Origin of the sequence: Nocardia kruczakiae NBRC 101016, assembly GCF_001612965.1 — a bacterium.
Classification (GTDB): Bacteria; Actinomycetota; Actinomycetes; order Mycobacteriales; family Mycobacteriaceae; genus Nocardia; species Nocardia kruczakiae.
Genome location: NZ_BDBL01000003.1, coordinates 199,436 through 220,177 on the forward strand (window position 1 = coordinate 199,436; position 20,742 = coordinate 220,177).

The window sequence follows — 20,742 nt, forward strand, 5'->3', positions numbered from 1 at the left end:
GTGTGGCTGATCGGAACGACCGGTTCAAGGTCGATCTGGAATTGCTCGACGAAGCCGTCTCGGCGATGGGGACCTTCGGCACAGACGTCGACACGTGGCTGGAGGATGTCGATCGTCATATCGCCGAACTGCACCTGTCGTGGGACAGCCAAGCCGCGGCTGCCCAGCGCACCGCGCACGAGGAATGGGCGGCCGGGGTGCGGGAGATGCGCGAAAACCTCGACGATCTTCGGGCGATCGCCCAGAAAGCGCACGGCAACTACTCGACCGTGATGGATACCAACACGCGGATGTGGCCGTAGATGGCGCCACCGCCAATCGTGGTGGACCCCAATGGGTTCACCACCGCAGCCCAAACCTATGCCGACATCCACGGCAACTCGCTGGTTCCGGCGATCACCGAGTTGTGCACCACCCTGAATGCGTGTGGCGGTTCGGCCGGGTCAGACAACGCCGGCCTGGCATGGTCGAAGGACTACGACCCGGTCGCCTACGACACCGTCGACGCTCTCGGTGACCTTGCACTGGCGTGTGGACAGATGCATGATCTACTGCAGTTCACCGGCGCCAACCACGCCAACGCCAACTCCCAGTCCGGCCCCAACGCCGACCCGAACGCGCTGGTCTTTCCGCCGGGATCGCTGACGGTCTACAACCCGCCCGAGCCGCCAAATGCCTTCGGGGGCAGCGATCCCGAACCGACGGGGTGGAGTTGGGTCAAAGGTGCTGTGCAAGGCCAGATATGGCCGAACGGGCACCCCGACAAGCTTCGCAGCGCGGCGGGAGCGTGGCGGCTGATGGCGACCAAACTGCGGATGGCCACCATCGCCCTGCCCGGCGCGCGATCCCACATCGAAGCCCAGCAAAGCCCCGAAACTGGGCAGGCACTCGAACAGCACGATCTCGTCAAAGGACAATTCGAATCCCTGGCCGGCACCTGTGACCAACTCGCCACCTCGTGTGACTCCTACGCCGACTCGCTGCACACCACCAAAACCGCCATCGTCAAAGCATTGGTGGAGATGGTCGCGCTCATCGCCGTCGACCAAGCCGCCGGCTTCGTCGGCGCATGGTTGACCGGCGGCGGCGCCGAAGTCGCCGCCCAAGGTGGGATGGCGCTGGCGATCAGCATCTACGGCGCCCGCATCGCCACCTTGATCCGCGCCCTCATCGGCCTCGCCGAAGTCGCGCGGGTACCGGTCGCGGTCTCCCAAGCGATCGCCCGCGGCAGCGAGGCATTGATCCCGCTGCTGCGCGCCCGCCCAGCGCTCGCCGCCGCCGACGGTGCGGTCGCGCCGGGCCCGTTCACCGCCTTCGCCAACCTGCGGCGCCCGTATCTGCGGCAAGAGACCACCGATGCGATCGAGGCCAAGGCCGAGAAGTGGCGCCGTCAAGGCGATTCCAGCGACGACTGGTACACCGTGGAGTCCGAGCCCGACGTCAAGGTGCCCATCGACAAGTCCTATGCCAACAAGCCTGGTGTCACCGATCTGCCGAAGACTCCGGATGGCAAGTACTACGTCGATGCGGCCAACGGCGCGCGGTATCCGGTGAACCCGAATTGGGAATACGGTCACAACAGCGGCTTCGAGCATCGCAGGCTGCTGGAAGAAGCGCAGAAACAGAACATGGACCAGCAACAGTTCAACGACTACGTCAACAGCCACCCCGACTACTTCCACATCGAGGACCAAACCGGTAACCGCAGCCACCGACGGGAGCAGAAATAGATGACCCAGCTCGACGAATTCGGCCGCACCCCACTGCACTACGCCGCCCGCGACGCGAACCTGCCCGAGGTCGAACGCCTCCTCGACACAGAAGACGTCAACCTCCCCGACAGCCAAGGCTGGACACCGCTGCACTTCGCCGCCAACGCCGGCGCCCCCGACGTCGTCGCGCGTCTACTCGCGGCCGGCGCCGACATCGACGCGCTGACCGACAAGGGAATGCCCGCAATCTACTGGGCAGCAGTCGCCAAACGCGGCAACCCCGTCGAGACAATCCGTGTGCTCCGAGCCCACGGTGCCGATCCCACACGCGAAACCATCGAAACCTACTTCGGGCTCAAAAGCCCGCTGCACTTCATCGCCGAAACTCGGAACAAGCCAGAGATCCGGGCCGAGTTCGCGGATCTGATCAATGAGTGAGGAACCCGACCTCGACGCCACGATCGAGGAGATGAAGACCAAAACCGCCCAGGTGAAGGCGGAACTCGCGAAGATCACCGGCACCGGCACCGCAGCCAACGGCACCATTATCGCCACCGTCGACTCCGCCGGACACCTGCGTGACCTCACACTGCCCCGCGACACGGCGCGGCTCGGCACTCAACTCGCGCAGCTGATCCTGCAAGCCGCAGCCCAAGCAGAAAACGACGCACGCCAAAAAGCAGCAGCAGCCCTGCGCCCCTTCACAACCGACGACCGAGTCGCCTCCGGGCTGAAAACCATCCGCGAAACACTCGGCACACCAGACCCGCAACCACAGCCACGCCGTCCAATGACCGAAGACGAGATACAAGCCGCCGACGACGCCTACTTCGAACGCATGAACCGCCGCGGCTGGACCCAGTAACCCCTGCGAGGACTCGGTAATCCTCCAACCAGTCAAAAAGCGTCAGGCCAGGTTAGGTTGGTCGCGCCCGCGACGGTTTGGCGTCAGGTCACGCCATCCACACCCTCGTAGGACCGCAGGCTGGCGGCAGGGGATGTTCGGTGGCGAACAAGACCGGAAGTAGAAGGGCGCGTGAGCGTTTGGACCGCCAGACCGCTGAGCAAGCGCTGATGGTGGCCGATACGTATGCGAAAGCCACGTTGGAGCTGCTGGCAGGCATGCACGACAGCCCCGACATCTCACCGATCCTGACTCGGCTGGCACCGAGTTTCCGTGCCGCGAGCAGTTTCACGCACGCCGACAAGGAACAACTCGCCCGCGACATCGGGCCCTACGGTCACGTCGTCGTCAACACCTTGCATGACATGCTGTACGCGTCCGAACGCGTCTTCGAGTGGCTGCAGAACCGTGTCGCGGACGCCGAGAAGATCGCGCGTGTCAAGACCGTCGCTGACAAGCACCGCAGAAACCTGGCCGAAGGAATGCAGCTGCTGTCGGAGAGCGCCGCGGTTCGACTCAGCCTGATGTCCCAGCCGACCAAGAACACCCGGCGCCACCGGGCTTTGAAAAGGCTGCGATCGAAGGTTAGGCGCTCCAGCAGCGCCACTTTTCTTTCCACCCGCTTCGGGCGACGCGTATGAGCTGTCTTGAATCCTTGGATTCAAGACAGCCGAGGTCGGGCGGCGAGGTCCACTGAACCGGCAGGTCCGGAGATCTCAGATTCTGCTCTCGATATCGCCCACGCCCAGACGAAGTGGCGGCGCGGGCTCTGACCTCTGATAAGGGGGCGGAATCTGAGGCCAGCCCTTCGAAACCGCCTATGAGACAGGCATTTCGGTAAGAATTGTGCAGTGAGTAAGCAGGTGCGCGCCGCTACGGTGCGGATGGGGCGCAGGTTCACCGCGGTCTCGCGGCGGTCGCGCCGAATGCGTTTGCCGGTGGCGGTGGCCTTGGCTGTCGTCACCGGTGCCGCGATTGCCGCAGCCGCCGAGATGGTGCTGATCGCGGTGTTCCATCCGGCTCGGGCCGGGGGCAACCCGATCGATGTCACCAAACTCGCCTTCACCGTGGTGGGCGGCGTAGGCGGCGTGGTCGCGCTAGTGATCGCCTACCGGCGCCAGCGCGACCTCGAACAGAATCGTTTCGTCGAGCGGTTCGGCGCCGCCGCCGCGCAACTCGGCGCCAGCGATGTCGCTGTGCGCATCGCGGGGGTATACGCGATGGCCGGCGTCGCCGACGAATCCGACGGACTGCACCGCCAGCAGTGCATCGACGTACTGTGCGGCTACCTGCGCCTGCCCTACGAACCCGAACTCGGCCGCAGCCACCAAAGCAAGCTAGTCGTCAAACACCACCGTGCCACCGCCGACGGAACCCACGCCGACGACCAGGAACGCCACCTCGAATACCGGCAAAACGACAGTGAAGTACGCAAGACCATTGTCCGAGTCATCGCCGCTCATCTCCGCTCGAACGCCGAAAATAGATGGTCAGCAAACAATTTCGACTTCCGCACCGCCTACCTCGAAGATATCGATCTAACCGCGACGGCGTTCTCCGGCGAGGCCCAGTTCGATGGCGCGACGTTCTCCGGCACCACCTTGTTCGACAAGGCGATGTTCTCCGGTGCCGCCCAGTTCGACGGCGCGACGTTCTCCGGCGACGCCCAGTTCGTTGATGCCAGATTCTCCGGCGACGCCCGGTTCGACAGCGTGGTGTTCTCCGGCGACGCCTGGTTCGGTGGCGCAGCGTTCTCCGGCGACGCCCAGTTCGACGGCGCGACGTTCTCCGGCACCACCTTGTTCGACAAGGCGATGTTCTCCGGCGAGGCCCAGTTCGGCCGCACGAAGTTCTCTCTCACCGCCCAGTTCGACGGGGCGACGTTTTCCAGCGACGCCCAGTTCGACGGCGCGGCGTTTTCCCGCACCGCCTGGTTCACTGGCGCGGCGTTCTCCGGCGCCGCCCGGTTCGGCCGCACGAAGTTCTCCGAGGATGCCAGGTTCGACGACGCCAGATTCTCCGACTACGCCGTGTTCGACAACGCGACGTTCTCCGGCGACGCCTGGTTCGACGACGCCAGATTCTCCGGCGACGCCGCGTTCGACGACGCCAGATTCTCCGACGACGCCCGGTTCAGCCGCACGACGTTCTCCCGCAACACCTGGTTTAGGTGCGCAACGTTCTCCGGCACCGGCCGGTTCGACGGCGCGACGTTCTCCGGCGACGCCCGGTTCACCGATGCGACGTTCGCCAGCGTCGCCCAGTTCCACAACGCGGCGTTCTCCGGCGACGCCTGGTTCCACCACGTGACGTTCTCACGATCTACTTCGTTCGAGAACGTGGACTTCGCCGGCAATCATGTCTCTTTTGCCGACCCGAAACGGTGGGGACCGCCTGCACCGATCTTCGATTGGTCTGTAGACCTCTCTCGAAAGCCACCCAGAGTCGAACCCGATGATTGGCCTCCCGTCGTGGTGACGACCTCATCGCCTACCGAGTGAGTAGGTGTTGAGAATCGTAGACATGATCACCCCGCTCGCATGAGTGTCGGAGAAACGTGTCGGAATCCCCGATGTGGTCAACGATCCGGTCGGGAGATGCGCGGGTGTCGATGGTCATAGCTGCTGGACGGATCGTACTGCTGATATGTGGTCGGTGCAGTACGCCAGCGGCCACGAAGTCGACTGCGTCAGAACGTCGAAGCCCCACCGACCGAGGTGTTCGTCAGATGTCGAGGGTCCGCCGTCGACCAGGATGTCCCACTCGTACACCGCGTACGGCGAGCTCGGATCCCACGGATCCCAGCCTTCGCCCTCGATGACCAACCACGCGACCTGCCCCAGACTGAATTCCCGATCCACATTGCCGTTGGTGCTCAGAGGCTCAACACCGAACAAGGCCGTCAGGACGGCAGCGATTTCATTCTTGCCCTCCGGGCCGGAGATGAGCACGAACACCGTTTCCAGACCCATATCCACAACCTTGCCCAACCTGGGCCGATGCCGACACTGAGTTATTCCATGTCTTGAAACCCTGGTTCAGAGATAAGGCGCCGAGAACGGCTGAAGCTCACTGAATCCGCAGATCCGGCGGTCTCAGAATCTGGACCCGCCGACGCGCGTGGCCGACGAACCGACCACGCGCCGACACAGAACAGATCGCGAGGACGCGCACGCGACTGTCAGGCTGCGTCGTCGTTCGGCAGCAGGGGCACGCCAGCGGCGTGGGCGGTGTCGTCGATCCATTTGATGAAGGTGAGTACCGAGCCGCCAGCGTAGCGGCGGACCCGGTCCTGGATGGCGCGCAAGTCGTGGCCGGGCAGGAAGTCGCGGGTGGAGTAGCCGCCACAGTCGCAGGCGCAGAGGCGCTTTCGGAATTCGGCTTCTTCGGGCAGGTCGATGTAGCCGACAGGGTTCTGGGAGTTGTTCGCCGCCGGGTCGGGCTGGCCGATCCAGGCGTCGTAGACCGGGTGGCCCTTCGTGAGCAGTGGACCCTGGACGGCAAACCGGTCGTCGTAGGGCACGACCTCGTCGATCTCTCCGATCGCGAGGACGGTCCCGCCGCCGGTGATCAGCGCGAACTTCTCTCGTCCGAGCCGCTCGGGGTTGGCCTTCCATGTGCCGCGGCCGGATTCCCACGCTTCTTCCTCGGTCATCCGCGGGAACCAGCCGACCCACTCCCGTCCCATCGGCTCCGTACCGTCGATGGGCGAGTACGTACCGAGCTTGAACCGAACAGCCATGATGGCATCCCCTCAACGTAAAACCGTGCAAGAAGGATGCTACATCTACTTTTCACTCCAGGGTGGAAAGATGCAATTTCGTCATCTTCCCTCGGCCATAGAGAGTCGGGGGCCATACGGGTGGACGCGGAAGTTGTTGCCAGATAGCTACTGCTATCGGGCAATCGGCCGAGAGGCCGGCGGATCGGAACTGCCGGAGCGGATTCCATCCGTGCCGCGTTCGGCCCGGGGGATATCAGGCAACCTCGGCGATCCACCCCGGCAAAAAAGTAGCCCGGCGCCCCTCTCCGCCAAGAGATAACAGGACCGGGTGTGCACCCCGAAAGGACGTTTCAGTAGTGCGAACAAGATCATATACAGCCGAGGTATGCGGCGCCTAAGAGGGCACCGAAACGTCGATCACAGCTGGGACGTTGTGGTGTTGGCGTTTTCACCCTCTACTGTGTGTTCGGCGTTGTTCGCGATCGAGGTAGTCGCCGATCAGCCCGACGACTGCCTCGTTGAGGGTGTTCCATGTTCTCGTGCTGATGAGGTGGTTGTTTTCGTCGAAGGCCTGCCACCGGCCCCGGCCACCGCTGGCCTTGGCCTGGCAGGCGATTTTGCCGATGTAGCCGTAGTCGTCGCTGACGGTATAGTGGCCCAGTCGGGGCCGCGCACGATATTCGCGTGTAGACGGTGTCACGGCTGATGCCGAATTCCTCGGCCAGCACAGTTTTCGCTTCGCCGCTGGCGGCACAGGCGCGGAGTTCGGCTGCGCGGGCGGGGGGTGAGGGCGGGTTTGCGGCCGGTGTAGACGCCGCGGACTTTGGTCTTAGCGATGCCCGCACGCTGGCGTTCACGGATCATCACCCGTTCGAACTGGGGCGACCGCGCCCTTGATCGACAGCATCCGGTGCGCTATCGGAGAGACCCCGGGCCCCAGAGACTGCCCTCACCTGCTCCGACCTCAACCTGAACCGTCCGACACACGGCGCGATCCCACGAAGCACCCCAGATCTGCTACTGTCCAAACCCGTTGGAAGCATCTCCGATAAGATGCGCTCATACGCGCGACCGGTCCAGCCGTAGCGCAGCGGGGCGACGAAATCCCCCCTCGCGCACCGTTTCCGGTCACCGGTGACACATCCGGGCGGGTGGGTGTTCAAGTGCACTTGAACACGGAGGATGACAAGGCCTACACCGCGTGGTTCGCCGACCACCACCACGGCCGAAACACCCTCATGCTCGCCACCACCCACGACATCGTCACCGACCTCAACAGCCGCGCCCGCACCGACCGCCTCGCCCGAACCACCGCCGACCCCGGACCGGAGGTCGTCCTCGCCGACGGGCTTGCCGCCTCGGTCGGGGACGTGATCTGCACCCGACGCAACAACCCGCATCTGCGCCTCGGCGAAAGCGACTGGGTCCGCAACGGCTACCGCTGGACCATCACCACCGTCCACCCCGACGCCAGCCTCACCGCCACCCACCGCACCAACGGAAACGCTGGCACAACACAGCTGCCCGCCGACTACGTCACCGAACACGTACGCCTCGGCTACGCCCTCACCCTCGACTCCGCCCAACGCATCACCGTCGACACCTGCCACCCGACGCGGGAAAAATCACCGGCATCGAATGGAACAACACCGGAACGGGTGACTTCGTGCCCGCGCCGTTGTCCGGGCCGCCCGGTGAAACGGTCGTGGTGACGCGGCGCTCGACCTACCCCACGCCCGGCACATACTTTCCGGAATTACGGGTCACCACGACGCGCGGCGAAGATCCCCAAACCTCCTTCGCGCGGGTACAGAACTTGGGCCGGGTGCGCGTCGTCGTGCGATGATCCGCCTTGTCAGGCTCCCCCGCCGCGCTCGGGTAACAGTTCTCTTCGAGCTCCAATGCCTTTTCGGTCCAACCGATCTCGACTTCGGATCGGAGTCATGAACCCCTCGTAGGCGAACACCCTTTCAGGCGGTGATGCGCTCGGTCGGACTCGGGGGTAATGCTCGAGCGCCGGGCGATGGTGATGTTGCTGCGGTCGAGGATGGCCGCGCGGGCGGTCGTCCACTGCTCTAGCCGGCGGCGATGGTGCGCCAGGTGGGCCCGCATGGCTCCCGCGCCCAAGTCATTCCAAGTAGGCGCTCCGGCATCTGCGGGGCGTCGTGGCTCCTTAACACAGTCCGGAGAAATCGCTGGGATGTGTTCGGAGAGTAGACCTCTGGCCCCGTACTGCGCTCACCCGCGCGGTCGGGAACCTCTGCTCAGGCGCGACCGGCGGACAATACGGGGGGGCAGACCCATCGGCGGATGAACTCGCGCAGATCGTCGTCGGATCGGGGTGGGTTGCCTGGGTATTGCAGGAAGCTGAGCCACACGCGCATCACCATCTCGGCCAGCCCCGGCATCGCGTCGTCGTCGAAACCGTGTGCCTCCCAGTCGACATCGAGTCGGCGCAGCATCTGCACGCCGAGTTCGACGGCGCCGGCGGAGGTGGCCTCGCGCGTGAAGAGGTCGGTTTGCCCGGCGCGCACCATCAATCCGATCGCGGGTTCGTCGGGCAACACCCGCAGGCAGTAGATGATGGTTTCGGTGATCGCGTCGGTCGGTGTGCGGACGTGGGCGAGGTCGGTCTTCATCCGGTCGAGGAAGGCGGCGGCACCGGCGTTGGCGACCGCCACGAGCATTTCGTCCACCGACGAGTAGTAGCGATAGACGGTTTGCCTGGTCACGCCCAGCTCGGCCGCGACGTCGGCCAACCGGGTCTTCTGAGCGCCGAAGCGTTCCACGCAGGTCGCCGCGGCGCTCAGAATCCTGGCCTTGGCCTCATCGGAGTCCCGGGGTAGGTCTCCTTGCCACCCTCGAGTCCTCATGAGCCCATGCTCTCATACGGCTTCAGCCGGTCGCCGCGGGTGAACCGGTTACCGGGAGCCGCTCGCCGGACCGGGCGGCCCGCCGCGCGCGCGTGATCGCTGCCACCAGCACACTCGTCGCCACGACGAAGCACACGATCACATAGGGCAGGCTGCCGGTCGGCGTATTGTCCGCGGTCACACCATCTTTCGCGTCGAGGAAGGCGGGCAGCGCGGTGAGCCACAGCACCAGGTGCACCACCAGGAACAACGGCGGGAACACGACCAGGAAGGGCAGCGCGGTGCGCGCGTCGCCCGCACCGAGCTCCGGTTGCGCCCGCAGGCGTCGCCACTGCGCGAAGAGGAGCGCCAGGCCGATACCCCAGACCAGGGCCATCTCGAGCCAGTAGACGACGGTCTGCGCGTCGTGGTTGGCGTTCTCGTCCCGGCCGAACACCGCGGTCGGGATCGACAGTATCGGCATACTGATGACCGCGACGACGCCGGCCACGATGATCCGCCAGACGAGCGACCCGCCGCGCGGGGCGCGTCCCTCGGCCGTGGGATTGCGCACCAACCGCACCGCGAGATAGATCAGCACGGCGAACGAGACGGTGGCGAACAACCACACACTGCCCCACGGCACGGATGCGAGCGTGGGCACCGCCGCCGGGTTGCCCAGTTTGTCCACATGCGCGCCCTGGGCCTGGAGTTGCCGGACTGTTTCGCGGTAGAACGGCGCGTCGATGTTCCAGGCCCACCACTTCAGTTGCGGTCCGAGCTGGTCGAAGATCTCGTAGAACACCTGGAACACCAGCGCTACGACGAGCGACCCGCGTAGCGCCGAGCGTTTCGACCCGTCGAAGAAGCCCCATGCTCGCACGATCTCGTAGGCGAGCTGGCTCAGCGCCGGGTAGAACGCGACGATGTACAACGGCAACCGGTCGAACATGAGGTTCACCGTGAAGACGTTGTGGGAGAACATGAAACCCATCGCCTCTTCGGCGTGGAACCAGTTCGGGAAGTAGAGCGGTGGCTCGATCACGAACAGGTAGACCAGCGAGGCGATCCAGATCGCCAGATTCGTCGGGTCGCCGTCGCGGCGCCAGCGGCGGATCGCGTGGACGAGTGCGAGCACCGCGCCCAGGATGATGGTGACCTCCAGGACCGGCAGCGTCCAGTTCGCGAGGTCGGCCGGGTTGCGCACGGTGACCACCGGATTGGCGGTCTCGCAGTGGAAGCCGAGGTAGCCGGTGATGACGGACGGGACGTCGCCCGGTGTGCAGACTGCCATGTCCCCTACTTTCCGGCCGCGACCGAGACGAGGGCGAACTCGTCACGGGGCGTGCCCTGCGGGATGACGAGTGCCCGGCCGGCCGGGTGCGGTTTCCCGTCGCGCCAGATGTGAGATGGCGGGTCCTGCCGGAGGTCGGTGCCGAGCGGCAGTTTGGTGCGCCCCAGGGCGCGTTTCACCGCGAACCAGGCGAGGCCGGCGAGCACGCGTGGGCTCTTCACCATCGTGGTCACCGATTCGTCCAGGTTGAAGACGTCGGCGAAGTGCTGGGCGACGACGTCGTCCTCGCGGGTGGTGGCCGAGATGTGGTTGAAGATCGGCCAGCTGAGCCGGTTGGCGAGCCGCTGCCGCCACCGGGGCGCGATATCGGTGCCCTCGGCGTTCTCATATCCCTGGTCGCGGGCCAGCGCCAGCGTCCAGATGTCGTCGAGCAAGCGGCGTTGCGCGGCGAAGTAGTCCTTGGTGAACGCACCGTCGACGGTGGTGGCCGCGGCCAGTTTGTCGCGCAGCAGCACCGCCGACTTCGAGGCCGAACTCATCCCCTGGGCGTAGAACGGGTTGAACCCACATACCGCGTCGCCGACGACGACGAGCCCGGCCGGCGGATTCTCCAACGCGTCGTAGCGGCGGCGCTTGTTGCCGGTCGATTTGGTGACGAACACCTTGGAGATGGGCTCGCACAGGTCGACGGCGCGGCCGAACGCCGGCGCGCGCACCTTGTGCACGGTCTCGCGGAATTCGTCTTCCTTGCGGGGCATCGGGTGGCCCCACGAACCCATGGTGACCAGCACGCGGTCGCCCTCGATCGGGAAGATCTGGCAGAGAAAGTCGTGCTCGACCGGGTGCGGTTTCGTGTCCGAGGTCGGCATCACCGACATCTGCGCCCACCACCAGTGCTCCGGCAGGTCCGCCGGCTTCTGGAACCACTGGGACACGTAGGTGACGCCCGCGTCCAGAGACTGCACCGGGGCCTCGGGCCACCCGGCCGCGGTCAGCCAATCCGACACCGCCGAACCGCGGCCCAGGGTGTCGACGACGAAGTCGGCCTCGATCAGGCGCTTGTCTCGCCCGCCGTCGCCGCCGACCACCCACACCCCGGTGACCCGGCCGTCCGGTGTGCCGCCGGCCACGGTCTCCAGGCCCTCGACGTTGACCCCTTCTTCCACCCTGACGTTGGGCACCAGGGCCAGCTTGTCGCGCAGTGTGCGCTCGATGAGCAGGCGCGACGCGTAGACCATGGTCATCGGCGCTTGTTTACGCGGCACCCACACCGGGCCTTCGCAGTGCGCGGCCGCCAACGACGGCATCATGTGCAGCGCGCCGGCGTCGATCAGGGCCTCCTCATACCCCGGGAACAGCTCGCCCATCGCGCGGCGACCGGAATTGAGCAGGAAGTGAGGGTGCTTGCTCTGCGGGACGCCGCGCCGGTGCACGGCGTCGGCCGGGATGATGTCGCGCTCCAGCACGAGGACCTCGTCGAAGTAGGGCGCCACCGCGCCCGCGGCACACATGCCCGCGACGCTGCCCCCCAGAACTACCGCTCGTTTACCCAAGGACACCGGTCCACTCCGCATCTACGTCATACATTTTTTGGATGATGTCTAACCGTAGGGTGTGCGCAGAGTCACGTCAACGACCGAGTGATGCCCTTGGGCTGAATTATCGACGCCGCGACCTCGGTCCAGTGGTGTTGCGGACGGGATCCAGGTCTACCGTGGGCGGGTATGGGAAGCCGGGAGATCGCGGTCACCGTAGACGAGCAGGACTGGAGCGCCTTGTGCCAGGCGGCTGAGGCTGCCGGCATGAGTGTGGCGGCCTATGTCTCGTGGGGCGTGCAGATCCTGGCCATGCGGGCCCGCCCCGGCACCTCCGGTCGCCGCGAGATTCCCTCAGCTCCACCGCGTAGCCGGGACGACGACCTCGCCGAGGAATCCGCCGGGGCGGTCTGGGAGGAAACTTTCACCCAGCGACTGGCGCACCGCGGAGACCGCCTCCACGACACCGAGATCTGACGCATCCGCGGCGGAGGTGAATCGGTACGCGGTCGGATTACCACGCGCATCTGCGCCTGCTCGCCGAGCTGCTGCACGCGATGTGTGAACACGACCCCGTCGCTATCGCCGCCGCGATACACGCGGTGGTCAACGCCGACATCGACCAAGCCGGAGCCATCCTCGATCCGGCCGGGCAGGTCGAGATCTTCAGCGAGAAACCGAACAGGAAGCGCTGCGGCCGGCGGCCCTGTAGGCCCCGGTGGCCGGCGAGCTACGGCAGGTGGTCACCGCCGCGCGTAGTATCCCGCAGGTCTGTCACTGCGGGCCGAATTCGCCTGTCCTGCTGCGGGTTCGGTCGTCGAGCCGCCAACGCCCGGGGCTGCCCTTCGTCGGTTCGAACCGCCGGCGGTGGCAGAGCCACGTGCCCTTCACGACGCCCGATCCCCCGGCGATTCCCCGGTTCGGGCACGTTTCGCTTCGTCTCAGTCGGGGTCGCTGCGTTGGTCGAGGGCGTGTTGCAGTTCGGTGTTGAGGCGCTGGGCCTCGGCGAGCTGGTCTTCGAGGATGACGATGCGGCACGCGGCGTCGAGGGCGTTGCCGGCGTCGACGAGTTCGCGCACGCGGGCGGCGATCCGCAACTGATAGCGCGAGTAGCGGCGGTGCCCGCCGGCCGATCGTTGCGGGGTCAGCAATTCGGCGGCGTCGAGGGCGCGCAGGAACGCAGGGGTGACGTCGAGGATTTCCGCGGCGCGTCCCATCGAGTAGGCGGGATAGGTGTCGTCGTCGAGCTTGTCGGCGGCACTCGGGCCGCCGGCGGCGTGGTTCGGGTCGGGTTGCTGCACAGGGCCTCTCGGGGTCAACGCGGACAGGCCCCGGCGCGGTTGCGCCGGGGCCCGGGATTTTACGAAGGGGGAAATGTTCTCATTGCTTTACCGACCCGTGAGGGCCGCTTCCACACACCGCATCCACTGCTTTCCGGGATGCGGATCCTGATGAACGATTACTCAGTGACCACCTCCTGGATCGCCGATGTTCCTACGGTGCTGACGAACTCGATTGTTCGTCCCCTTCCGGCAGGTCCGGCCAACGTGCACCGGGTCCAGCTGTCGTCCGCCGGAAGGGGACGGTGGAACCTACTTCTTCCGGGCAGTTCACCTGCCCGGCCACTCGGACTCTCATTAATTCGAACGACAGCGACTCTACGACGACCTACAGCGAATGTCTACACCCGACACAACAGATTTTCGGATACCGGTTCAGGTGTTTATATCTCATCGGCAGATGGGTTTCGGGGCGCGTGGGCCGGGTAGCTCCAGGGAACTCGACGATGCGGGCAGGAGTGATGGTCATGGCGACACCGGTCCCGTGGCGCGCCACGTCTTCGGACCTCGGACGGCACCGGTGGTCGCGGCATTAGGCTTCTTGTAGAACTGCCGTGACACCATCGCGCACCCCGTGACGCGGCCGATCCGGACGACCTTCACAGCGACGCCGGCCCGCACCGAGCGCTGGAAGCGATCGCGGCCCCCACAGTGTCGGCGACCTTCGACCTCGCCGACAACCGTTCACGCGCAGTCCGCGACGCCGTGGGTAGGACGGTTGCACCGACACCCGATGGCTGGAGACCGCAGTGACCTACGCGGTCACGGGGATCGACGTCGTACGGGCGCCCTTGCTGGCGAGGGCGGACACCGGGAGATCGAGGATGGTGCGGAAGCCGGGCTCGGCCGTGGCGACCGCGGACACCGCGTTGCAGGCCATGGCCACTGTCGACAGGAAACTCTCGTAGCCGCCCGGTGCGACCACCTCGATCGTCTGCTCGCGGCCGACGATGGTGAGGGAGTCACCGCGGGCCACAGGGTCGTCGGCCTCGAAAATGCCGAAGTGCGTGGCGAATTCGATGACCGGCTCGCCGGCCCGGATACCCCGCGCCCGATGGACGACGCCGGCGACCGTGCCGGCCGGGACGGCGACGTGCTCGCCCGCCCTGGCGGCGCCGGCGACGAGGTGACGCTCCACGGGGTCCACCTCGATGCTGTCGAGGGTCCATTCGAGGCCACGTGCCAGCGCGGCGATGCTCTGGTCGAATCCGACATGCCCCATCACCCGGCCCGACCGCTGCCGCGCGTCGAACTCGTCCGGGGTGAGCCCGAGGCCGAACTTCTGCAGAATGGCGCCGTAGCGACTCATGTCCGCCGTCCGACGCACCGCCACGCGCTGGACCTCGGTGGTCAGCCCGCTCAGCACCAGCGGCAGCGTGTCCATGAGCATGCCGGGGTTGCAGCCGGTGCCCAGCACGGAGACGCCGTGCTCCCGTGCGACCCGGTCGAGCCGAGCCATGATCTCGGGGTGGCTCAGGCTCGGCTCGCGCAGCTCCTCGCAGATGGAGACCACATTCATCCCCCGCTCGAGGAGCGCCGTGATCGTGGGCTCGATTCCATCCAGCCACGACGACGTGGCGACGACGGCCACGTCGGCGCGCGGCAGCTCCTCGGCCGACGAGACGACCGGCACCGCGGCTGCGTGCGCGACCAGCGACGCCAGATCGACGCCCGAGAGCGCCGGCCGGACGTCCAGCGCCCCCACCAGCGCGCAATCCGCACGAGGGACGAGGGATTCGACGATGGCGAGACCCGTGGCGCCGAGACCGACGACTACCACCTCGAGCTTCGGCGGCACGTCCCGCATCGATCCCCGAGGCCCGGCGGCGTAGCCGGACGCCGGGTCGAGGGTGTTCGGAGTGCGCATCGCACCGCCTTTCTGAGAGGGGCTGGTTCGGAGGGCGACCGCGGCCCGAGCGCGTCGGCGGTCGCCTCCACTCGGCATCAGCGGGGTTCTGCCCTGGGGTTCTTCGATCAGAAGACTTGTTCATCTGACTTTATCATTTGATCAGCCTGTGAACATCTTCTTCCGCCACAGAACTCGCTACCGCCCGGAGTGTTGACCTGCGGCATCGCTATGGATACGCTCTGATCAAATGACTTAGTCGTATGAATACGGCTGTCCACGGCACAACGATGGGCAAGGGAAGCTTCGATGCAGCGCGCGGATCCGCAGTCACTCGACAGCGATGTGCAGCTCCGAATCTGGCTGGGCGGCATGGCTTTCGACTTCCGCGCCACCCGTGCGGCGGCCCACACGTTCTTCACCGAATGGGGACAGCGGCGCCGGGAGGCCATCGAACTGGTTGTCGAAACGCTGTGCGACCCATGCCTTTTGCCACGCCTTCCGTGCGAGCGATTGTTTCACGATCCGGCGAGCTGAGGTCTCACCCGAGTCCACTCCCGTTCGCGGGGAAGGAACGGCGGCCGGGAATACGAACAGCGAGGGACATAGATATGGAAATCCATCGTCAGGCGGGCGTCACGGTATCGATGCCGTCGACGCTCGTCGTCCAGCAACGATCGCGAGAAGTTCTCGATCATTTCGAAGTCTGCCCCGAATGTGGCTATGCCGCACACGCATACCTGACAACCACGTACTACGCGGACGGCAGGACCACCGTCACCACGCGTGGGACTTGTGGACTGCCCTGCGGTTGGTCCGGCCCGACCGAAGTGCGGAAGATGACCGGACCGACTCGCCGCGAACCGATTTCGAGCAATCCCTGACGACGTCAATCGCCGAAGTGCCTCCGGAGATGGTGCGCCGCGTCGGCGACAGCTCGCCTGGCCTTGTCGATGACGGCCACCTCGGTGAAAAAGCCGTGCGGGACACCGTCGTACTGGCGGATTTCCACCTCGGCGCCGGCACGCGCCGCCGTTGCGGCGAAATGCTCGTAGTCCGACCGCAAGACGTCCACCTCGGCCGCCACGAGCAAGGTCGGCGGCAGCGCGTGCAGCGCCGGCGACAGGATGGGCACAGCCCGCGGATCCAGTTCCGCTCCCTCGCCTGCGGCGTAGCTCGACCAGAACCACAGCGCGTCGGTCTTGCAGAGAACCGGCGCGTGCTCGAAGGCGTCCCAGGACGGGCCCGCGTGAGCGTTCGACGTCGCGGGATAGGCCAGGACGAGCGCCCTCGGTGTGGCGCGGCGTGCTTCGGCCAACGAGGTGCAGACCGACAGCGCGAGATTTCCTCCGGCGCTGTCACCGGCCAGCGCGAGCCGGGACGGGTCGACGCCGAGTGACTCCGCCTCGCGCTCGACCCACTCGTAGGTTCGCAGGCAATCGTCCGCGGCTGCGGGGAAGACGTGTTCGGGGGCGCGCCGGTACTCGACGGAGATGACGACGCACTCCGCCTCGGCGCACAGCGACCTACAGACGTCGTCGACGCCGTTCAATGTCCCGACGACGAACCCGCCGCCGTGGATGTAGATCACCGCCGGCAGTCCGACCGCGGACGAAGGGCGGTAACAACGCACTCGGAGTGGATCACCAGGACCGTCGACGGCTCGCTCCTCGACGCTGTGCACCAGGCGGATCGGCTGTCGAGCGCCGTCGGCCGTATCGAAGATCGAGCGCACACCTTCCACCCCGTACCGGGCGTACGGAGGCGGCGGCGCCTGACTGAGCAGCGCTTGCGCGAACGCGCGCGCGTCCTCGTCGAGCAGGTCGAGCATGGCGGTTTCGGACAGGCCCATCCGAGCCTCCCTTCCAGGTCACCTATCACCTCGCGCAGTAATGAAGCGGGTTTCGGGTATTGACAGGACACCCGATTAGATCACATGATTAAGTCACATGACCACAGCTGCAGAGAGGCAGACATGTCCGATCCAACGAGTCACCCGGTGACAGGCACTGTGGCGGTGATAGACCGCCCTACCCCGATGGTTCTGTCGGTGGCGCGTCGTCTTCGTGACGCGTTCGCCCGGGGTGCGACATTCACCGCGGTCGACGACGTCCGGACGGTCCGCCTGTCTTCGACCACCGACGCCCAGAAGGCCTTCGTCACCTTCACCGGCTCGGAGATCACCGTCTCCGCCGACAGCGGCGCCGAGCCGGACCTCAGCTGGGATGTGCGCTGGCCCGATCCGGTGCCGGCCGAGGTCGAGCACGAGGCGCTGGGTGGCTTCGCGAAAGAGGTCCAGGTGTTGCTGTCCGGCCCCGACGCCGACTGGCGTTCGGCGGCGGAGACGTTCTGGGAGCGCGTGAACGCGCTCCGGGGCATGCCGGCCGGCCTCAATCTCTACTGCTTCGATGCGGACGAATTCGCGTCGTTCGGCGACGCCGCGACCGGCTACACGTTCGTCGGTTCGTCGGCCGCGCTGTCACGCATGTTCGGCGGCCGTTCGCTGGTCATGGAAGAACTCGAGGGTGGTGAACTCGCGCTGCAGGGTTCTCTGTCCGATCTCTCGGCGCTGATCGGCGCCAACCTGAAGGTGGTGTGCGGTGAGCTCTGACCGTTTCGAAGAATTGACCTCGGTGACGCGCGTGCGAGTCGAGGCGACCAACCAGGACGGCGTCCTGATCGGCAAGACGCTCTCACCGGCGAAGTACCGCTCATCTCGTGAGAAGGGCATCGCGCTGCCCGACCTGGCCCTGGGTCTGGACCTGAACAATCATTCCGCGCTCGGTTTCGGCTTCCCCGAGTGGCGGCGCAACGGCACGATGACCGATATCGAGCTCCGGCCCGACGAGAGCACGCTGGTCGAATGGAAGCCGGGCCTGGCTTCGGTGATCGGCGACCTCTGGACCCTGCAGGGTGAGCCCATCGGGGCGGACCCCCGTCAGGCACTCAAGCGCATCACGGCCGCGTACGCGGAGCGCGGTCTGAGCATCCTGGCCTCCGTCGAGATCGAAGCGACCGTCTTCCAGGAGTCCATCGATCAGGCGCGCGCCCAGCAGTACCAGAACCTCACACCGCTCGGCGGCAACGCCGGAGCCGCGCTCGTGCACGCGAAGTCTCCCGATTACGTGGAGTACGTGGAGGCCGTCGTCGCCCGGTTCGACGAAATCGGAATTCCCTGGGAGGCATATTCCGACGAGGCCGCCAGCGGTCAGATCGAATTCAACATCGCCCCCGCCGATCCGGTGACCGCCGCGGACCGGTGGGCGCGCGCCCGCCAGATCATGCGCGAGGTCGCCTACTCCCTGGGCCGGTCGATCACCTTCATGTCGAAGTGGTCCGCGGCGTACGGCCAAGGCGCCCACCTCAACGTCTCGGTCAGCGACGAGAACGGCAACATCTTCTTCGACGCGAACAAGCCCGGCGAGCCGAGCGAGCGCATGCTGCACTTCCTCGGTGGCGTGATGGCGACGCTCGAGGCGTCGACCAGCTTCGCCCTGCCGACCGTCACCTCCTACCGGCGGCTGATGGAACTCGAAGGGCCGCCGACCACTCAGACGTGGGGCGTCGCGAACAAGTCGTGTGCCGTTCGCGCGGTGCCGGCCGACAACTCCGCCACACGTCTCGAGTACCGCCTGCCGTCCGCCGACTCCAACGTGTACTGCACGCTGGCCGCGTTCCTGGCCGGCGGCTTGCTGGGACTCGACGAGAAGTCGACGCCGCCCGCGCCGTTCGAGCAGATGGCCTGGGCGCTGGTGCCCGGCAGCGTGCCCGCGGTCCCGAAGAACCTCTACGACGCGGTCGCCGCGCTGGATGCCGACGATCAGCTGCGCCGGTACCTCGGTGACGAATTCGTCGACTACTGGGTCGGTCATCGCCGCTGGGAATGGCTGTCCTTCCACACCGAAGCCGAGCGCGACGACGCCCAGCTGTCGGTCTGGGAGTTCCTGCGTTACTTCGAACTCGCGTGACGTCCGAGGCGTTATCCACCATCCACGGAAGGGAGTGCACACCATGACGACGTCCGACACCGAACAGCTGCGGACGCTGGCCGGCGCCGTTGCGACATCGTTCGGGATGTGGGAATCCGGTGCGTGGGCCGATGCGGCGGACTCCGAGACCCTCCCGCTGCGCGATCCGTGGACGGGCGAACAGTTCACCACCGTGCCGGCGGCCGGCCCCGCAGATGTCGATCGCATCGTCAAGAACGCCCGTGCCACGTTCGACAGCGGTGTGTGGTCGCGGATGGCCCCGACGGCACGAGGGCGCATCCTGCTCGCCTGGGCCGACCTGATCGAGCGCGATGCCGATCAGCTCGCCGTCCTGATCTCACGCGAGATGGGCAAGCCGGCCCACCAGGCCCGCGACTTCGAAGTCGCCTCCGCGGTGCGCAATCTGCGCTGGTACGGCGAGCTGGCGGACAAGCTGATGGACGACTCTCCGCGTGGCCTCCAGGACGCCGTGGCGTTGGTGACGCGCGAGCCGCTGGGTGTCGTGGCAGCCATCACGCCGTGGAACTTCCCGATCAGCCTCGCCATGCTCAAGCTGGCGCCGGCGCTGACGGCCGGAAACAGCGTCGTCCTCAAGCCGGCGTTGCAGACCTCGGCCTCCTCGCTGCGGCTAACCGAACTGGGCAGTCTCGCCGGGCTTCCCGACGGGGTGCTTCAGGTCGTCACCGGCCGCGGTGCGACCGTCGGCACGGCACTGAGCCGTCACCACTCCGTGGCGTGTGTGACGTTCACCGGCTCGACCGAGGTCGGCCTGCGGCTGCTCGGCGACTCCGCGGTGTCCAACGGCAAGCCGGTATCCCTCGAGCTCGGCGGGAAGTCGCCGAACATCATCTTCGCCGACGCACCCGATCTCGAGCAGGCCGTTCGCACCGCGACATGGGCGTTCACCTTCAACACCGGGCAGATGTGCACCGCCGGGTCGCGGCTGTTCGTGGAGAGGTCGGTATACGACGAGGTGGTCGCGGGCGTATGTGATCAGATCTCCACGCTCACGATCGGCGATCCGCTCGACCCGGGTACGGTGCTCGGCCCACTGAGCAGCCGCAACCAATGCGACACCGTCCTCGAATTCGTCAAATCCGGTGTGCGCGAAGGGGCCACGCTGTTGACGGGCAGCGAGCAAGCCCTCGACGAGGAGCGCTCCCTGGTCTCGCCGACAGTGTTCGTCGACACCGACTCGTCGATGCAGATCACCCGCGCGGAGATCTTCGGGCCGGTCGTGTGCATCCAGCCGTTCCGGGACGAGGACGAAGCGCTCCGGCTCGCCAACGACACCGATTTCGGGCTGGCCGCGTCGGTGTGGACGCGCGACGTCTCGCGAATCCACCGGATGGCCCGCGGACTCGACGCCGGCAACGTCTGGGTGAACTCGTACGAAGAAGGCGTGCCGTCGACTCCGTTCGCAGGCCGGAAGTTGTCCGGCAACGGTGCCGACAAGGGCACCTACGGGCTGGAGAAGTACACCCAGCTGAAGACGACCTGGATCGCCCTGTAGGGCGCTCCCCGTCGGCCGCCGGCGGTGCGGGTC

Annotated in this window: 21 protein-coding genes; 12 read left to right on the forward strand and 9 right to left on the reverse strand. The window is 66.3% G+C overall.

All coding sequences use genetic code 11. The annotated features are described in order from the left end of the window. Positions 1-2: 2 nt before the first annotated feature. The 6 genes from NK1_RS03900 to NK1_RS03925 all read left to right on the forward strand — a co-directional run bounded on the left by NK1_RS03900 (position 3) and on the right by NK1_RS03925 (position 5,117). Positions 3-302, forward strand: coding sequence for a WXG100 family type VII secretion target (locus tag NK1_RS03900; RefSeq protein ID WP_063007184.1), 300 nt, complete (start codon positions 3-5; stop codon positions 300-302). Beyond that, positions 303-1,730 carry a WXG100-like domain-containing protein gene (locus NK1_RS03905; RefSeq protein WP_063007185.1) on the forward strand — a complete coding sequence of 476 codons (1,428 nt, stop codon included), beginning with the start codon at positions 303-305 and terminating at the stop codon, positions 1,728-1,730. After that, positions 1,731-2,150 carry an ankyrin repeat domain-containing protein gene (locus tag NK1_RS03910; RefSeq protein WP_063007186.1) on the forward strand — a complete coding sequence of 140 codons (420 nt, stop codon included), beginning with the start codon at positions 1,731-1,733 and terminating at the stop codon, positions 2,148-2,150. Next, the gene (locus tag NK1_RS03915; protein ID WP_063007187.1) at positions 2,143-2,577 is read left to right on the forward strand and encodes a YbaB/EbfC family nucleoid-associated protein; all 435 of its coding nucleotides are present in this window, start codon (positions 2,143-2,145) and stop codon (positions 2,575-2,577) included. The genes NK1_RS03910 and NK1_RS03915 overlap by 8 nt, the downstream gene beginning before the upstream one ends. A 140-nt stretch (positions 2,578-2,717) precedes the next feature. After that, complete coding sequence (locus tag NK1_RS03920) at positions 2,718-3,257, forward strand: hypothetical protein (RefSeq protein WP_157104063.1); 540 nt, start codon at positions 2,718-2,720, stop codon at positions 3,255-3,257. Positions 3,258-3,467: 210 nt separating this feature from the next. Continuing rightward, positions 3,468-5,117: a pentapeptide repeat-containing protein gene (locus NK1_RS03925; protein ID WP_063007189.1), complete on the forward strand. Its 1,650-nt coding sequence runs from the start codon at positions 3,468-3,470 to the stop codon at positions 5,115-5,117. Positions 5,118-5,231: 114 nt separating this feature from the next. Here the strand turns inward: NK1_RS03925 and NK1_RS03930 are convergent, their stop codons facing one another. The 3 genes from NK1_RS03930 to NK1_RS03940 all read right to left on the reverse strand — a co-directional run bounded on the left by NK1_RS03930 (position 5,232) and on the right by NK1_RS03940 (position 7,040). Beyond that, entirely contained in the window at positions 5,232-5,588 is a 357-nt protein-coding gene (locus NK1_RS03930; protein ID WP_063007190.1) for a hypothetical protein, read from the reverse strand. Positions 5,589-5,797: 209 nt separating this feature from the next. Then, positions 5,798-6,358, reverse strand: a complete 561-nt coding sequence (locus NK1_RS03935) for a hypothetical protein (protein WP_063007191.1) — start codon at positions 6,356-6,358, stop codon at positions 5,798-5,800. Positions 6,359-6,788: 430 nt separating this feature from the next. Continuing rightward, positions 6,789-7,040: a hypothetical protein gene (locus NK1_RS03940; RefSeq protein WP_063007192.1), complete on the reverse strand. Its 252-nt coding sequence runs from the start codon at positions 7,038-7,040 to the stop codon at positions 6,789-6,791. 463 nt (positions 7,041-7,503) lie between these two features. Between NK1_RS03940 and NK1_RS03945 the strand changes: the two genes are divergently transcribed. Then, the gene (locus tag NK1_RS03945) at positions 7,504-8,052 is read left to right on the forward strand and encodes a hypothetical protein (protein WP_063007193.1); all 549 of its coding nucleotides are present in this window, start codon (positions 7,504-7,506) and stop codon (positions 8,050-8,052) included. A gap of 552 nt (positions 8,053-8,604) precedes the next feature. Here the strand turns inward: NK1_RS03945 and NK1_RS03950 are convergent. From NK1_RS03950 to NK1_RS03960, 3 genes are read right to left on the reverse strand one after another with little or no spacing between them, the layout of a single operon-like run. After that, the gene (locus NK1_RS03950) at positions 8,605-9,213 is read right to left on the reverse strand and encodes a TetR/AcrR family transcriptional regulator (RefSeq protein ID WP_063007194.1); all 609 of its coding nucleotides are present in this window, start codon (positions 9,211-9,213) and stop codon (positions 8,605-8,607) included. A 22-nt stretch (positions 9,214-9,235) separates the two neighbouring features. Further along, a complete protein-coding gene (locus tag NK1_RS03955; RefSeq protein WP_063007195.1) occupies positions 9,236-10,486 on the reverse strand; it encodes a hypothetical protein in 1,251 nt (416 codons plus the stop codon). Positions 10,487-10,491: 5 nt separating this feature from the next. Then, positions 10,492-11,997, reverse strand: coding sequence for an NAD(P)/FAD-dependent oxidoreductase (locus tag NK1_RS03960; protein ID WP_245660334.1), 1,506 nt, complete (start codon positions 11,995-11,997; stop codon positions 10,492-10,494). Positions 11,998-12,210: 213 nt separating this feature from the next. Here NK1_RS03960 and NK1_RS03965 point away from each other — a divergent pair, with 213 nt between their 5' ends. Beyond that, the gene (locus NK1_RS03965) at positions 12,211-12,498 is read left to right on the forward strand and encodes a hypothetical protein (protein WP_063007196.1); all 288 of its coding nucleotides are present in this window, start codon (positions 12,211-12,213) and stop codon (positions 12,496-12,498) included. A gap of 464 nt (positions 12,499-12,962) precedes the next feature. On the opposite strand, the gene NK1_RS03970 is transcribed toward NK1_RS03965, so the two are convergent. Both NK1_RS03970 and NK1_RS03975 read right to left on the reverse strand, forming a co-directional pair. Then, the gene (locus tag NK1_RS03970; protein ID WP_063007197.1) at positions 12,963-13,322 is read right to left on the reverse strand and encodes a helix-turn-helix domain-containing protein; all 360 of its coding nucleotides are present in this window, start codon (positions 13,320-13,322) and stop codon (positions 12,963-12,965) included. Between the two features lie 793 nt (positions 13,323-14,115). Continuing rightward, a complete protein-coding gene (locus NK1_RS03975; RefSeq protein ID WP_084460562.1) occupies positions 14,116-15,228 on the reverse strand; it encodes an NAD(P)H-dependent amine dehydrogenase family protein in 1,113 nt (370 codons plus the stop codon). Between the two features lie 288 nt (positions 15,229-15,516). Here NK1_RS03975 and NK1_RS03980 point away from each other — a divergent pair, with 288 nt between their 5' ends. Beyond that, complete coding sequence (locus NK1_RS03980; protein ID WP_063007198.1) at positions 15,517-15,744, forward strand: hypothetical protein; 228 nt, start codon at positions 15,517-15,519, stop codon at positions 15,742-15,744. Between the two features lie 352 nt (positions 15,745-16,096). On the opposite strand, the gene NK1_RS03985 is transcribed toward NK1_RS03980, so the two are convergent. After that, the gene (locus NK1_RS03985; RefSeq protein WP_063905894.1) at positions 16,097-17,059 is read right to left on the reverse strand and encodes an alpha/beta hydrolase; all 963 of its coding nucleotides are present in this window, start codon (positions 17,057-17,059) and stop codon (positions 16,097-16,099) included. 147 nt (positions 17,060-17,206) lie between these two features. Between NK1_RS03985 and NK1_RS03990 the strand changes: the two genes are divergently transcribed. Genes NK1_RS03990 through NK1_RS04000 form a run of 3 tightly spaced genes read left to right on the forward strand, consistent with a single transcriptional unit; the run spans position 17,207 to position 20,709 of the window. Continuing rightward, on the forward strand, positions 17,207-17,818 hold the full coding sequence (locus NK1_RS03990; RefSeq protein WP_157104064.1) for a hypothetical protein: 612 nt from the start codon (positions 17,207-17,209) through the stop codon (positions 17,816-17,818). Continuing rightward, positions 17,808-19,175, forward strand: coding sequence for a glutamine synthetase family protein (locus NK1_RS03995; RefSeq protein ID WP_063007201.1), 1,368 nt, complete (start codon positions 17,808-17,810; stop codon positions 19,173-19,175). The genes NK1_RS03990 and NK1_RS03995 overlap by 11 nt, the downstream gene beginning before the upstream one ends. Positions 19,176-19,218: 43 nt before the next feature. Next, complete coding sequence (locus tag NK1_RS04000) at positions 19,219-20,709, forward strand: aldehyde dehydrogenase family protein (RefSeq protein WP_063007283.1); 1,491 nt, start codon at positions 19,219-19,221, stop codon at positions 20,707-20,709. Positions 20,710-20,742: the final 33 nt, after the last annotated feature.

Excerpts from the sequence above, each read along its gene's own strand:
- NK1_RS03905 (WP_063007185.1), top strand. The coding sequence starts at position 303 with ATGGCGCCACCGCCAATCGTGGTGGACCCCAATGGGTTCACCACCGCA.
- NK1_RS03910 (WP_063007186.1), top strand. The coding sequence starts at position 1,731 with ATGACCCAGCTCGACGAATTCGGCCGCACCCCACTGCACTACGCCGCC.
- NK1_RS03915 (WP_063007187.1), top strand. The coding sequence starts at position 2,143 with ATGAGTGAGGAACCCGACCTCGACGCCACGATCGAGGAGATGAAGACC.
- NK1_RS03930 (WP_063007190.1), bottom strand. The coding sequence starts at position 5,588 with ATGGGTCTGGAAACGGTGTTCGTGCTCATCTCCGGCCCGGAGGGCAAG.
- NK1_RS03935 (WP_063007191.1), bottom strand. The coding sequence starts at position 6,358 with ATGGCTGTTCGGTTCAAGCTCGGTACGTACTCGCCCATCGACGGTACG.
- NK1_RS03950 (WP_063007194.1), bottom strand. The coding sequence starts at position 9,213 with ATGAGGACTCGAGGGTGGCAAGGAGACCTACCCCGGGACTCCGATGAG.
- NK1_RS03955 (WP_063007195.1), bottom strand. The coding sequence starts at position 10,486 with ATGGCAGTCTGCACACCGGGCGACGTCCCGTCCGTCATCACCGGCTAC.
- NK1_RS03960 (WP_245660334.1), bottom strand. The coding sequence starts at position 11,997 with ATGTGTGCCGCGGGCGCGGTGGCGCCCTACTTCGACGAGGTCCTCGTG.
- NK1_RS03965 (WP_063007196.1), top strand. The coding sequence starts at position 12,211 with ATGGGAAGCCGGGAGATCGCGGTCACCGTAGACGAGCAGGACTGGAGC.
- NK1_RS03975 (WP_084460562.1), bottom strand. The coding sequence starts at position 15,228 with ATGCGCACTCCGAACACCCTCGACCCGGCGTCCGGCTACGCCGCCGGG.
- NK1_RS03980 (WP_063007198.1), top strand. The coding sequence starts at position 15,517 with ATGCAGCGCGCGGATCCGCAGTCACTCGACAGCGATGTGCAGCTCCGA.
- NK1_RS03985 (WP_063905894.1), bottom strand. The coding sequence starts at position 17,059 with ATGGGCCTGTCCGAAACCGCCATGCTCGACCTGCTCGACGAGGACGCG.
- NK1_RS04000 (WP_063007283.1), top strand. The coding sequence starts at position 19,219 with ATGACGACGTCCGACACCGAACAGCTGCGGACGCTGGCCGGCGCCGTT.